We start from the raw sequence: 14530 nt of genomic DNA on the forward strand, positions 1-14530 counted from the left end.
AAAACTCAGCTGGCAGTCGCCAGGAGCAAATCCACCATCGAGGGATGCCCGCGCTTCTTGCCATGGTCATACAGCGACCCGGCAATCTCATCCGCACGAATCGGCAGGATCGACAGCAGCGTGTCGCTCAAGCCATGGCTGGCCTGGCAGAAGCCCTGCATATAGATGCCGGCCTTGCAGCGCTCATCGGTGATCAATTTGTAGTTGCGATCCACTTCGAAATCACCCAGGTACTGTTCCAGCGGGGCCAGCAACTTGCGGTGCATCTGCCGCTCGTAACCGGTGGCCAATACCACCGCGTCGTAGTGACGGACCGTGACTTCGCCGGTGGCGTTGTTGCGCACCGCCAGTTCGATGCCACGCTCGGTGGCGCTGGCTTTTTCAATGGTGGTCAGGGTACTGAACGCATGGCGAGCGATGCCCGAGACTTTCTGCCGGTAGAAAATGCCGTAGATGCGTTCGATCAGGTCGATGTCCACCACCGAATAGTTGGTGTTGTGGTATTCGTTGACCAGGCGCTCACGCTCGCTGCTTTCCTGCTGGAACACCAGGTCGGTGAACTCCGGCGAGAACACCTCATTGACGAACGGACTGTCGTCCGCCGGTTTCAGGGCAGAACCGCGCAGGATCATGTCGACCTGCACCGACGGGAAGCTGTCGTTGAGGTCGATGAAGGCTTCCGCCGCGCTCTGCCCGCCACCGATGATCGCGATGCTCATCGGCTGGTTGTTCACGCACGGCTGCGTGGCCATCTGCGCCAGGTACTGCGAATGGTGGAACACGCGATTGTCGCCCTTGAGCGCCTTGAACGCCTCGGGAATTCGCGGCGTTCCGCCCGCGCTGACCACCACCGAACGGCTGGTTCGCACATGTTGATGGCCTGTGCTGTCGCGAGAAATCACCCGCAGCGCTTCGACTTGCTGGTTGTGCAGCACCGGTTCGATGGTCAGCACTTCTTCGCCATAACGGCTCTGTTTCTCGAATTGCGCGGCCACCCAGCGCAGGTAGTCGTTGTACTCCATGCGGCACGGATAGAACGTGCCCAGGTTGATGAAGTCCACCAGGCGACCGTGAGCCTTGAGGTAATTGACGAACGAATAAGGACTGGTCGGGTTGCGCAAGGTCACCAGGTCCTTGAGGAAGGAAATCTGCAGCTCGCTCTGGGTCGACAGGGTGTTGCCATGCCAGCTGTAGTTGGCTTGCTTGTCGAGAAACAGTACATCCAGCTCGCCCTGGGTCGGCCCGCGCTCTTGCAGGGCGATGGCCAGCGCCAGGTTCGAAGGGCCGAAACCGACGCCGATCAGGTCGTGAACGATGGGCGATGCAATTGCCTGTGTCATTTCCAGTGTCCTCTGGATGAACCCCCGAGCGGCGGGGAGATAAGCCTAAGTGACCTGACCGGCCTTGAGCAGGACAGCAGGTCGTCTGTTGATTAGGAACGAGGACAGTGAAATAAAATTTAACAAGAACAGATTAACGCGAGGATCAATGCGCATCCCATTGCAGCATGCGCACCCGACAATGCTTCATCGCATTGACAATGTGTTTCTCGACCAACGCCTTGGAAATTCCCAGGTGTTCGGCGATCTGCGGGTGTGACAGGCCTTCGATCTTGCGCAGCAGGAAACTCTCGCGGCACAGTCGCGGCAATTCCGCCAGGGCGCGCTGGAGCATGTCCAGGCGCTGGCCGTGATCGAGGCTGCTGAGAGGCGATGGGCTGAAATAGCGCTCTTCGTTGTCGAGCACCTCCAGCGACTCGACCTGACGCAACGCATTGCGTCGGTGATCGTCGATCACCAGGTTCAATGCCGTGCGATAAAGGAATGCCCGGGGCTGCTCGATCGGCGTGTCGCTGGAGCGCTCCAGGACTCGCAGATAAGCGTCATGCACCACATCTTCGGCCACCTGACGGTTGCCGAGCTTGGCGTTGAGGAAACACACCAGCTCTCGATAGTAGTTTTCCAACATGACTCCCGTCCGCACGGGTGCGGTTTCTGTCCTTGAGCCCGCTACTCGACCACAAAAGCAGGCAGTGGCACGGTAGTGGCAGTTTGAGGTGCGTAATTTATAGTAATTCTCATATAGATTTAAAGTGTTGCTTTGTCTTGCCCGACAAATAGTCAATGGGCTGTGGGAGCGAGCCTGCTCGCGATGAACTCGAGAGCGCCGCGGGGTGTCAGTTTTCCAGCGTTATCGTTCACGACCATCGCGAGCGAGCTCGCTCCTACAGTTGATTGCGTCGCAACCCTAAATCCCCCGGCCCTTTACTCGTTTACAGGACAGCTCCATTTCCCTGCCGGCTCCACGGCAGTGTTCAACTGCTTTGGAACCCTGCATGAAACGTCCCCGTCACACCCGACGCGCCCTGCTTGTAGCACTCAGCCTGATCCCCGTTATCGCCGTCGCGGCCTGGCAGTTCATCCCACCCGGGCGCGACCAGTTCGCCACCGTGCAGGTCACCCGCACCGACATCGAAAGCAGTGTCACGGCATTGGGCACCCTGCAGCCCAGGCGCTATGTCGACGTCGGCGCCCAGGCGTCCGGGCAGATTCAAAAGATCCATGTGGAAGTCGGTGACGTGGTCAAGGAAGGTCAGTTGCTGGTGGAAATCGATCCATCCACGCAACAGGCCAAACTCGATGCCGGGCGTTTCTCCATCGAAAACCTCAAGGCGCAACTCCAGGAGCAACGCGCGCAACACGACCTCGCCCAACAGAAATACCAGCGTCAGCAAAACCTCAAGGCCGGCAACGCCACCCGCGAAGAAGACGTGCAGACCGCCCGGGCCGAACTGCGTGCCACCCAGGCGCGCATCGACATGTTCCAGGCGCAGATTCGCCAGGCCCAGGCCAGCCTGCGCAGCGATCAGGCCGAGCTTGGCTACACCCGGATCTACGCGCCGATGTCCGGCACCGTGGTCGCACTGGATGCCCGGGAAGGCCAGACCCTCAACGCCCAGCAGCAGACCCCGCTGATTCTGCGCATCGCCAAACTGTCGCCGATGACCGTGTGGGCCGAGGTCTCCGAAGCCGACATCGGCCACGTCAAACCCGGCATGAACGCCTGGTTCACCACCCTCAGCGGCGGCGGCCGGCGCTGGAAAAGCACCGTGCGGCAGATTCTGCCGGTGCCGCCCAAACCCCTGGACCAGACCAGCCAGGGCGGCGGCAGCCCTGCCAGTTCGAGCAAAAGCGGCAGCGCGCGGGTGGTGCTGTACACCGTGCTACTGGACGTCGACAACGCCGACAACGCGCTGATGGCGGAAATGACCACCCAGGTATTTTTCGTCGCAGGCCAAGCGCAGAACGTCCTGACCGCGCCGATCGCCACCCTGCAGGCAGGCGTGCAAGCCGATAGCCAGACCGCGCAAGTGGTGGCCAAGAACGGCAGCATCGAACAGCGCAACGTACGCACCGGCATCAGCGACCGCCTGCGGGTGCAGATCCTCGACGGCCTGCAGGAAGGCGATCACTTGTTGATCGGCCCGGCCGACGGGAGTGGCGGTTGAATGCAGACGCCCCTGATCGACCTTTCGGACATCCGCAAAGCCTACGGCGGTGGCGACGCGCCTGAAGTGCACGTGTTGCGCGGCATCGACCTGTCGATCCATGCCGGTGAGTTCGTGGCGATTGTCGGCGCCTCCGGCTCCGGCAAGTCGACACTGATGAACATCCTCGGCTGCCTCGACCGTCCGACCTCGGGCGAATACCGCTTCGCCGGAGAAAACGTCGCCGCCCTGGGCAGTGACGAACTGGCCTGGCTGCGCCGCGAAGCCTTTGGTTTCGTGTTCCAGGGTTACCACCTGATCCCGTCCGGCTCGGCCCAGGAAAACGTCGAGATGCCGGCGATCTACGCAGGCACCCCGGCCGCCGAACGCCATGCCCGCGCCGCCGCCCTGCTTGAGCGCCTCGGCCTGGCCACGCGCACAGGCAATCGTCCGCACCAGCTCTCCGGTGGCCAGCAGCAACGGGTGTCCATCGCCCGCGCCTTGATGAACGGCGGCCATATCATCCTCGCCGACGAACCCACCGGCGCCCTCGACAGCCACAGCGGCAAGGAAGTCATGGCGCTGCTCGACGAGCTGGCTAGCCAGGGCCACGTGGTGATCCTCATCACCCACGACCGCGAAGTGGCGGCGCGGGCCAAGCGCATCATCGAGATCCGCGACGGCCTGATCATCAGCGACAGCGCCCGGGACAATCCCGCCGCGCAAACCTCTGCCAATCCCGGTGCGTTGCAGGCGGTGGATCTGCGCAAGCGTCTGACTGAAGGCGCACAAGCCAACGGCGCCTGGAAAGGCGAGCTGGTCGACGCAGTGCAGGCCGCCTGGCGGGTGATGTGGATCAACAAGTTCCGCACCGCGCTGACCCTGCTGGGAATCATCATCGGCGTGGCGTCGGTGGTGGTGATGCTCGCCGTCGGCGAAGGCAGCAAGCGCCAGGTCATGGCACAGATGGGCGCGTTCGGCTCCAACATCATTTACCTCAGCGGCTCGTCCCCCAACCCGCGAACACCGCTGGGCATCGTCACCCTGGACGAAGTCAAGGCGGTGGCGAGCTTGCCGCAGGTGATGCGCATCATGCCGGTCAACGGCCAGGAAGCCGGGGTACGTTTCGGCAACCTCGACCACCTGAGCTACGTCGGCGGCAACGACACCAACTTCCCGGCGATCTTCAACTGGCCGGTGGTAGAAGGCAGCTACTTCACCGAGGCCGATGAACAAAACGCTGCGGCGGTCGCGGTGATCGGACACAAGGTGCGGACTAAACTGCTCAAGGACGTGGCCAATCCCATCGGCCAGTACATCCTGATCGAAAACGTGCCGTTCCAGGTGGTCGGCGTGCTGGCGGAAAAAGGCGCCAGCTCCGGCGACTCCGACAGCGACGACCGCATCGCCATCCCCTACTCCGCCGCCAGCGTCCGATTGTTCGGCACCTACAATCCCGAATACATCGCGATTGCCGCCGCCGATGCGCGCAAGGTCAAGGAGACGGAACACGCCATCGAGCAATTGATGCTGCACCTGCACAACGGCAAGAAGGATTTCGAGCTGACCAACAACGCGGCGATGATCCAGGCCGAAGCGCGCACGCAAAATACCCTGTCGCTGATGCTCGGTTCGATTGCCGCGATTTCGCTGCTGGTGGGTGGCATCGGCGTGATGAACATCATGCTCATGACCGTACGCGAACGGACCCGCGAGATCGGCATACGCATGGCCACCGGTGCCCGTCAGCGAGACATCCTGCGCCAGTTCCTCACCGAAGCGGTGATGCTCTCGGTGGTCGGTGGTCTGGCCGGGATCGCCCTGGCGCTGATCGTCGGCGGCGTGCTGATCCTCAGCGAAGTCGCCGTCGCGTTCTCCTTGATAGCGGTGCTGGGCGCGTTCGGCTGCGCCCTGGTCACCGGTGTTGTCTTCGGCTTCATGCCGGCCCGCAAAGCTGCCCGACTCGACCCGGTCACGGCCCTTACCAGTGAATGATCTCGCCATGAAGCCGCAATTGAGTTTGCTGACCCTCTGCCTGCTGCTAGGCGCCTGCGGCAGTCCCGCCCAGCGCCCGGACAGCGGCATTGCGCCGCCCGCCGCCTGGCAATCGCCGCACACCATGGGCGCCACCCGCGACAACCAGCAATGGTGGAACCGCTTTGGCAGCCCGCAGCTGGGTCGCCTGATCGAACAGGCCCGGGTCGGCAGCTACGACCTGGCCGCGGCCATTGCGCGGGTGCGCCAGGCACAGGCCGAAACCGTGGTCGCCGGTGGCTCGCAGCTGCCGGAGGTCAAGGCCGCGGTCAATGCCAACCGGCAGAAACTGCTGCGTGGCGATGGCTACAGCCAACTGGATGCGGACAGCGACAACAGCGCCGTCGATTACTTCAACGCCAGCCTGAGCGCCAGTTACGAAATCGATTTCTGGGGTGGCCAGCGCGCTTCCCGTGACAGCGCGCAATTCGCGTTGCGGGCCAGCGAGTTCGATCAGGCGACCGTGGAGTTGACCCTGCTCAGCGGTGTCGCCAACACCTATGCGCAAACCTTGTCGTTGCAGGAGCAGAGTCGCATCGCCGGGTTGAACCTCGCCAACGCACAGGACGTGTTGAAACTGGTACAGACCCGCTTCGACTCAGGTTCGGCGACAGCCTTGGAACTGGCTCAGCAAAAAAGCCTGGTGGCGGCGCAGCAACGGCAATTGCCGCTGGTGCAGCAGCAGGCCAGGGACGCGCAGATCAGCCTCGCCACCCTGCTCGGCCGCCCGGTGCAGGAACTGGCGCTGGGCCAGGAACACTTCGATCAATTGTCCTGGCCTGGCATCGACGCTGGCGTGCCCAGTGAATTGCTCAGTCGGCGCCCAGACATCGCCCGGGCCGAAGCGCAACTGGCCGCTGCCCAGGCCGACGTCACCGTTGCCCGCGCCGCGATGTTGCCGACCGTGACCCTGAGCGCGGAAATCGGCTCCGGCGCCGACAGTGCGGGCGATATTCTGCGCAGCCCTTTCTACAACCTGACCGCCGGATTGCTCGCCCCGGTGTTCAACATCGGTCGACTGGGCGCAGAGCGCGACAAGGCCACGGCGCGCCAGGAAGAACTGCTGGAAACCTATCGCGGCGCGATCATCAATGGCTTCGCCGACGTGGAAAAAGCCTTGAACAGCATTCGTGGGCTGGACGAACAGCGGCAGTGGCAAAGCGAGGAACTGAGCCAGGCGCAGACCGCGTTCAACATCGCACAAAGCCGCTATGAAGCGGGTGCCGAGGATTTGCTGACGGTGCTGGAGACGCAACGCACGCTGTATGCGGCGCAGGATTTGAATGTGCAGCTGCGGCTGTCGCGGATGCAGGCGAGCATTGCGTTGTACAAGGCGTTGGGTGGGGGGTGGCAAACACTTTAAGATCAAAAGATCGCAGCCTTCGGCAGCTCCTAAATTGATCGTTCCCACGCTCTGCGTGGGAATGCAGCCCGGGACGCTCTGCGTCCCATCCAGAGCCGAACGCGGAGCGTCCGTTGAGGCGTTCCCACGCAGAGCGTGGGAACGATCATGTAACGACCGGCTTGGCCTTCAGATTCCGCGCATACCACGGTCGCTGCGGCACTTTCCTGAACAGATCCGCGAGTTTCTTCTCATCCTCACCAAAGGTAATCCGCAACGCCAGCTTCATGGTCTCCGGATCCATTTCCACCGATTTACCCGCCTGCAAGCCCGGCGTAGTGCTGCAACCATGGGTCCCCGGCCCCAGCCACGGATCGTCGATCTCGACCCAGCGCCCCGGTGCGAACCACTGCACGCCATTGACCTCAAGCCGACTCACTTCCCCCGGATGGAAACGCTCATGCGCGCGGAACCAGTCTTCCAGGCGATCGTCGATCCAGCCGTGGAAGTGCCAGAACACCGGGTTCACATGGGACGAAAACGGATCGCCGAGGAAGTCGTTTTCCGGCGCATACCAGCGCGCGGAAAAATCCGCCGGATCGCGGGCGAACGGCACCGGCTGGCCGTTGGACGGATCGCGCGGCACCGAGGCCCAACGCATGTGCAGCCAGTCATGCAGGCCCAACTCGACCTCTGAGCCAAACTGCCCCAGGGTCAACTTCGACAGGTAACGCGGGTCGCGGTACTGCGACTCCCAGACCTGGAAATTGCTGTGGTAGGTCTCGGCGGTCTTGATGTCGCTGACCCATTGCGAATACTCGTCATCGTCTTCGGCCAGCCAGGTGGGCGGCAGCGCTGTGCCGTCGTGGTTGTCGAAGTAATTGGCGAAGCCGATGCGGTCCCGGGCCAGCTCCGGTTGCGGCAAGGGGAATTGCGTCCACGACGGCAAGTCCATCATCGAACGCGCCGTGCCGAGCATGTGCCGGTGCATGAAGAAAAAGTCTACGCCGGAGCCGTTGCGATCCTTGCGCTTGCCACGGGCGTCACGCTCCTGGTCCCGCGACCCAGGCTGCCAGCCGATGCCGCGCAAGGCGTTGCGCTTGTCTTCGGGCAAGGTGTGCCATTTATCCCTGGACGCATGCCAGAGCTGGTGGAACAACCGATGCTCCTGGGACGTCAGCCAGGCCAACAGCGGCGGATTCAGACCGGTTCGTTCGCGGGCTTCAGGGAACACTTTCTTGACCGCGACGAAGCGATTGTCCTGGGCCGTCATCATCAAGGGACGATCCAGATCCAGCACGCGACCACTGAGACTGCCGCTGCCGGCATTACCGAAACCGGCCCAGACTTCGTCCAGCGCCATGCTGAACTCGTAGTCACAACTGCCACCGGCGCTGAGCAAGCGCCAACTCAACTGCGCCGGTTTGACCCCGGCGATATCACCGAGCACCCGATAACGCGGCGCATCGGTGGACCGCAAACGCTCGGCGGTGTCGAGAAAGCCAACCAGGCCACGGCCTTTGTGGCCGATGTCGAGAAACAGCTCCAGGCCGTCCCGTGGCAAGCCTTCAAGTCCGGCATCACAACCTTCGAAACGGATCTGCCAGACACCTCGCAGTGTATCCGCCAAGCGTTGGCCGGCGACATCCGCCACATCGAACGAAGCTTCGCCGGGGGTGATCGTCGGATCCGGCTTCGTCCATCCGCGATGCCCATAAAAAGCCGCAGGCACGGCAGCACCGGTTAGCGCCAGGCCTGCCATGAACCATCGTCGAGAAATCTTCATTGCCCTACCTGTGTCAGCCATGAAGCAGGCTTTATCCAAGCTAGAACGTTTGTTGCCCCCATAAATTTAAAAGCATCGCGAGCAAGCATTGCTCCTACAGGTTTTGTGTCGTTCCGCACAAACACTAAATTCCTTCTCGGCTGACTCGTTCCTCCCAGATAGCAAAGGCTCCATGACTGAGACGGCAATGACAAAACCACGTTCGAAAAAGGCTCTTTTCATCGGCCTGCCGCTGGCCCTGGCGATCAGCGCAGGTGCTGGCTTTGCGGCCTGGGATTACTGGTTCAAGGACAATCCCGGCTACCCGGTCAAGGTGATGAAGCAGGCCGATGAATTGCATGAGCGCCTTCTCTCGTTCGACAGCCACATCACCGTACCCATGGATTTCGGCACCGCCGGCAATGAAGCCGACAAGGACGGCAGCGGCCAGTTCGACCTGGTCAAGACCGGGCGTGGACGCCTGTCCGGCGCGGCCCTGACGATTTTCGGCTGGCCGGAGATCTGGAACGGCCCCAACGCGCCGCATCGTCCCACCGCCGGGTTCATCGAAGAGGCACGCTTCGAACAGGAAACCCGCTACAAAATCATCAGCGCCCTGGTGCGTGATTTCCCCAATCAGGCCGCCATCGCCTACACCCCCGACGATTTCCGGCGCCTGCATGGCGAAGGCAAGTTCGCGATCTTCCTGAGCATGCTCAACGCCTACCCGCTGGGCAACAACCTCAATGCACTGGACCAATGGGCGGCGCGGGGCATGCGCATGTTCGGCTTCAGCTATGTGGGCAACAACGCCTGGGCCGATTCGTCCAGGCCGTTGCCGTTCTTCAACGATTCCCGGGACGCCCTCGGCGGTCTCTCGGACATCGGCAAGCAGGCCGTGCACCGTCTCAACGACCTCGGCGTGATCATCGATGTGTCGCAGATGTCGACCAAGGCCCTGGAGCAAGTGGCCCGGTTGAGCCGCACGCCGATGGTTGCCTCGCACTCCGCCCCGCGCGCCCTGGTGGACATCCCGCGCAACCTCAGCGACCACGAAATGCAGTTGATCAAGGATAGCGGTGGCGTGGTGCAGATTGTCGGCTTCCCAACCTACATCCGCCCGCTGAGCCAGGCCACCCGGGACAAACTCAACGCCCTGCGTGCGCGTTTCGACCTGCAACCGTTGCAAGACCTGGAGATGGCGTTGATGCCGGGCGACCCGATCATCACCGTGTGGTCTGAACAACGATTCGGCGAATACGCCAGCCAGCTCTACGCGATTGTCGATGAAGAACCCAAGGCCACCCTCAAGGACTATGGCGACGCGATTGACTACGCAGTGAAGAAAATTGGCATCGATCACGTCGGCATCAGTTCCGACTTCAACGATGGCGGCGGCCTGGACGGCTGGAAGGACGTCAGCGAGGCGCGCAACGTGACCGCCGAGCTGATCAGCCGCGGTTACAGCGAGGCTGATATCGCCAAACTCTGGGGCGGCAATTTCCTGCGGGTCTGGGACCAGGTCGAGAAATCCTCCAGACCCGTCGCCAAAAACTGATGCCACTTTTGCCAAGCGAACCCGAAGCCATGACCAACCGTCGCTCATTCCTCAAACAGGCCGGCATTCTCGCCGCCGGCCTGCCCCTGGCTGCTGGTATGAACCTGCCAGCGCTGGCCGGCAATCTACAACAGCAGCCGCAACCCCTGCCCAAGGGCAAATGGGCGCAATTGCGCCAGCTGTTCAATCAGGACCCGGACTACCTGCATTTCGCCAATTTCCTCGTGACCTCGCACCCCACGCCGGTGCGCAACGCGATCGACATGCACCGTGCCAACATCGACCGCAACCCTGGTCGGGCCATGGACTGGGACCTGCAGGAAACCGAGAAACGCGAGCACAACGTACGGGTCTGGGCCGGGCGTTACCTCAATGCCAAACCCGAGCAGATCGCGCTGACCGGCAGCACCACTGAAGGACTGGCGATGATCTATGGCGGGATTCATGTGCGGCCGGACCAGGAAATCCTCGTCAGCGAACACGAACACTATTCCACCCACTACACCCTGGAATTTCGTCAGCAACGCCAAGGCACGAAAGTGCGCAAACTCAAGCTGTTCGAGAACAGCCACGACATTTCCGTGGACGAGGTGCTGGGTTCGATCGCCCTAGGCATCCGCCCGCAAACCCGCGTGCTGGGCATGACCTGGGTGCAATCGGGCAGCGGCGTGAAATTGCCGATCGGCGAAATCGGCAAACTGGTCGAAGAGCAGAACCGTAAGCGCGACGAGAAAGACCGCATCCTGTATGTGGTCGACGGTGTGCATGGCTTTGGCGTCGAGGACCTCGAGTTTCCCGACATGCACTGCGACTTCTTCATCGCCGGCACTCACAAATGGATGTTCGGCCCCCGTGGAACCGGGATCATTTGCGCCCGCTCCGCCGAGGTCAAGGACGTCACGCCGATCATTCCGACCTTCAGCGAATCCACCGACTTCGCGACCATCATGACCCCCGGCGGCTATCACAGTTTCGAACATCGCTGGGCCGCGGACGAAGCGTTCAAGCTGCACCTGGACCTGGGCAAGGCCGAGGTCCAGGCGCGCATTCATGAACTCAACACCTATGCCAAGGATCGCCTGCTGGAACAGCCGCGGATCGAACTGGTCACGCCGAAGAGTCCGCTACTGTCCGCCGGTTTTACGTTCTTCCGGATCAAGGACCAGGACTGCGAAAAGGTCGCCAGCCAACTGATGCAGAGCCGCGTGGTCTGCGATGCGGTGGACCGCGACGTCGGCCCGGTGATCCGCATCGCCCCCGGCCTGCTCAACAATGAACACGAAATCGACCGCTTCATGGTGTTGCTCAACAAGACATCATGAAGCTGCCCCTCCTGTGGGAACGAACTGTGGCGAGGGGATTTATCCCCGCTGGACTGCGCAGCAGTCCCGCCTTTTGGGGCCGCTTCGCAGCCCAGCGGGGATGAATCCCCTCGCCACAGATACCCCCCATTTGACGAAATCTCGTTTTACTTTGATCGAGAGGATTCATGACCAACACTCCATTAACCCTGCCACTCAAGGCCCTCGCCTTGTCCACCCTCATGGCCGGCCTGCTGCCTTCCGCCGTACAGGCCGCCACTGCCCCGCCACCGGGCAAGGTATTCAAGGACTGCAAGAACTGCCCGGAAATGGTCGTGCTGCCCGCCGGGACCTTCACCATGGGCACGCCCGATGACGAAGTCGGCCGCGAGCCCGATGAAGGTCCGATGCATGCAGTCACCTTCGCCAAACCATTCGCCATGAGCCGTTTCCAGATCACCGCCGGTGAGTGGGACAGCTATGTGAAGGAAAGCGGCGTGACCATCGCCAACGGCGATACCCGGCCAGGTCGCGAGTGCGTCGCCAGCAAGCCGCGCTACCCGCAGAGCCCGCGCCAGCCGGCGGTGTGCATGAATTTCGATGACGTGAAGAACTACGTCGCCTGGCTGTCGAAGAAGACCGGGCAGACGTACAGCATGGTCAGCGAGGCCCAGCGTGAATACGCCGCGCGCGGCGGCACCCAGGGGCCCTTCCCCTTCCCGTTCGATGAAGGCAAGGGGTACAGCATCGCCAAACACGCCAACACCTACGGCCCAGCGGACGGCTACAGCTACAGCTCGCCAGTGGGCAGCTACCCGCCGAACGCCTTCGGCCTGTACGACATGCACGGCAACGTCTATGAATGGGTCGAAGATTGCGAACACCCCAACTACGTCGGCGCCCCCACCGATGGCAGCGCCTGGCTGGAAGCCAATTGCGAAGCCGTGCGCATCCGCGGCAACGACTGGGGTGAAGCCCCGGTGTTCTCCCGCTCCGGTAACCGCAACAGCCAGTACCCTCAAGAGCGTGGGGACTGGATGGGCTTTCGAGTAGCGCGCGAACTCTAAACCCACACACCGTCCCCTGTAGGAGCGAGCTTGCTCGCGATGGTCGTCAACGATAACGCGGGAAGCCAGGTACCCAGCGGTGCACCTGCGTTCTTCGCGAGCGTGCTCGCTCCTACAGGGGATTGGTGGTCTTCGTCACCACCAGTCGCCCCCCTCTAAATTAAACCCTCGACCAGACGTTCTACTGGGTATCTGCCTTCCGACCCAAGGAACTGTCTTCCATGACCCTGCCTACCCGAGGCGCCATCGGCGAATTGTTCGCCCTGCTCAAACCCTTTCGACTCATCGTCGCTGCGTCCATTTTCCTTGGCATGGTCGGCGGCCTGAGCGTCACGGTGTTGCTGGCGACCATCAACAATGCCCTGCATTCGGACAGCGGCCTGACCCAGGGCGTGGTCGCGCTGTTCGCCGGCCTGTGCCTGCTGGCGCTGGCCAGTTCGATCTGCTCCGACATCGGCACCAACTACGTCGGCCAGCACATCATCGCCAAGCTGCGCAAACAGTTGGGCGAGAAGGTGCTGTCGGCGCCGATCGAACAGATCGAGCGTTATCGCAGCCATCGCCTGATCCCGGTGCTGACCCACGACGTCGACACCATCAGCGACTTCGCCTTCGCCTTCGCACCGCTGGCGATTTCCGTGACCGTGACCCTGGGTTGCATGGGCTACCTGGCGATCCTGTCGTGGCCGATGTTCCTGATCATGGTGGCCGCGATCCTGATCGGCAGCGCAATCCAGGCCTACGCCCAGAGCAAGGGCGTGCAAGGCTTCATGGCCGCCCGCGACGCCGAAGACGAGCTGCAAAAGCACTACAACGCGATTGCCGAAGGCGCCAAGGAACTGCGCATCCACCGCCCACGCCGCCAGCGCATGTTCACCTCGGGCATCAAGGGCACCGCCGAATTCATCTGCAACACCCAGGTGCGTTCGATCAACACCTTCGTCATCGCCAAGACCTTCGGCTCGATGCTGTTCTTCGTGGTCATCGGCTTGGCCCTGGCCCTGCAAACGTTCTGGCCGAGCGCCGACAAGACCGTCATGAGCGGCTTCGTACTGGTGCTGCTGTACATGAAAGGCCCGCTGGAACATTTGATCGGCACCCTGCCGATCGTCAGCCGCGCGCAGATCGCTTTCCGGCGCATCGCTGAACTGTCCGAACAGTTTTCCACCCCGGAACCGCACCTGCTGCTCGGCGACCAGCGCAACGTCAAACAGGCCGTGCACGAACTGCAACTGGCGGACGTGCGCTACGCCTTCCCGTCGGTCGAGGGTGCGGCGCCGTTCCAGCTGGGCCCGGTCAACCTGTCGATCAAGCAGGGCGACATCACCTTCATCGTCGGCGAGAACGGCTGTGGCAAGACCACCCTGATCAAGTTGCTGCTGGGCCTGTACTCGCCGCAACAGGGGCAGATCCGGGTCAACGGCGAGGTCATCGACGCGCACAACCGCGACGACTATCGCCAGTTGTTCACCACCATCTTCGCCGACTACTACCTGTTCGACGACGTGGTCCAGGGCGACACGCAGATCCCCGAAGACGCCAACAAGTACCTGCAGCGCCTGGAGATCGCGCACAAGGTCAACGTCAAGGACGGCAACTTCACCACCACCGACCTGTCCACCGGCCAACGCAAGCGCCTGGCGCTGGTCAATGCGTGGCTGGAAGAGCGTCCGGTGCTGGTGTTCGACGAGTGGGCGGCCGACCAGGACCCGGCCTTCCGGCGGATTTTCTACACCGAGCTGCTGCCGGACCTCAAGCGCCTGGGCAAGACCATCATCGTGATCTCCCACGATGACCGTTACTTCGATGTCGCCGACCAACTGGTGCGCATGGAAAGCGGACGGGTCGTCACCGAGCTGATGCCTGCCTGATCGCTGTTCTCATAAACGCCACACAAACCTGTGGGAGCGAGCTTGCTCGCGATGGGGTCGTCACTTTCAACATAGAAGGCGACTGATCCACCGCTATCGCGAGCA

Annotated in this window: 10 protein-coding genes; 7 read left to right on the forward strand and 3 right to left on the reverse strand. The window is 62.2% G+C overall.

The genetic code is table 11. The features are described from left to right. Positions 1 to 5: 5 nt before the first annotated feature. Both ACA058_RS21720 and ACA058_RS21725 read right to left on the reverse strand, forming a co-directional pair. Entirely contained in the window at positions 6 to 1340 is a 1335-nt protein-coding gene (locus ACA058_RS21720; protein ID WP_497635838.1) for a lysine N(6)-hydroxylase/L-ornithine N(5)-oxygenase family protein, read from the reverse strand. 145 nt (positions 1341 to 1485) lie between these two features. Then, positions 1486 to 1968 (reverse strand): sigma-70 family RNA polymerase sigma factor, encoded by a 483-nt coding sequence (locus tag ACA058_RS21725; RefSeq protein WP_497635839.1) that lies wholly within the window; start codon positions 1966 to 1968, stop codon positions 1486 to 1488. 367 nt (positions 1969 to 2335) lie between these two features. Between ACA058_RS21725 and ACA058_RS21730 the strand changes: the two genes are divergently transcribed. Genes ACA058_RS21730 through ACA058_RS21740 form a run of 3 tightly spaced genes read left to right on the forward strand, consistent with a single transcriptional unit; the run spans position 2336 to position 6884 of the window. After that, positions 2336 to 3508 carry an efflux RND transporter periplasmic adaptor subunit gene (locus ACA058_RS21730; protein ID WP_497635840.1) on the forward strand — a complete coding sequence of 391 codons (1173 nt, stop codon included), beginning with the start codon at positions 2336 to 2338 and terminating at the stop codon, positions 3506 to 3508. Next, positions 3509 to 5482 carry a MacB family efflux pump subunit gene (locus ACA058_RS21735; protein ID WP_497635841.1) on the forward strand — a complete coding sequence of 658 codons (1974 nt, stop codon included), beginning with the start codon at positions 3509 to 3511 and terminating at the stop codon, positions 5480 to 5482. Positions 5483 to 5489: 7 nt separating this feature from the next. After that, on the forward strand, positions 5490 to 6884 hold the full coding sequence (locus ACA058_RS21740) for an efflux transporter outer membrane subunit (RefSeq protein WP_497635842.1): 1395 nt from the start codon (positions 5490 to 5492) through the stop codon (positions 6882 to 6884). A 145-nt stretch (positions 6885 to 7029) separates the two neighbouring features. On the opposite strand, the gene pvdP is transcribed toward ACA058_RS21740, so the two are convergent. Continuing rightward, the gene (gene pvdP / locus ACA058_RS21745; RefSeq protein ID WP_497635843.1) at positions 7030 to 8649 is read right to left on the reverse strand and encodes a pyoverdine maturation tyrosinase PvdP; all 1620 of its coding nucleotides are present in this window, start codon (positions 8647 to 8649) and stop codon (positions 7030 to 7032) included. 187 nt (positions 8650 to 8836) lie between these two features. Between pvdP and pvdM the strand changes: the two genes are divergently transcribed. The 4 genes from pvdM to ACA058_RS21765 all read left to right on the forward strand — a co-directional run bounded on the left by pvdM (position 8837) and on the right by ACA058_RS21765 (position 14425). Then, positions 8837 to 10186 carry a pyoverdine-tailoring dipeptidase-like protein PvdM gene (gene pvdM / locus ACA058_RS21750; protein ID WP_497635844.1) on the forward strand — a complete coding sequence of 450 codons (1350 nt, stop codon included), beginning with the start codon at positions 8837 to 8839 and terminating at the stop codon, positions 10184 to 10186. Between the two features lie 29 nt (positions 10187 to 10215). Beyond that, positions 10216 to 11508, forward strand: a complete 1293-nt coding sequence (gene pvdN / locus ACA058_RS21755; protein WP_497635845.1) for a pyoverdine-tailoring periplasmic protein PvdN — start codon at positions 10216 to 10218, stop codon at positions 11506 to 11508. A 167-nt stretch (positions 11509 to 11675) separates the two neighbouring features. Further along, the gene (pvdO, locus tag ACA058_RS21760; protein ID WP_497635846.1) at positions 11676 to 12554 is read left to right on the forward strand and encodes a dihydropyoverdine dehydrogenase; all 879 of its coding nucleotides are present in this window, start codon (positions 11676 to 11678) and stop codon (positions 12552 to 12554) included. Between the two features lie 221 nt (positions 12555 to 12775). Continuing rightward, positions 12776 to 14425, forward strand: coding sequence for a cyclic peptide export ABC transporter (locus ACA058_RS21765; RefSeq protein ID WP_497635847.1), 1650 nt, complete (start codon positions 12776 to 12778; stop codon positions 14423 to 14425). Positions 14426 to 14530 lie beyond the last annotated feature (105 nt).

Source organism: Pseudomonas sp. LBUM1649 (assembly GCF_059716155.1).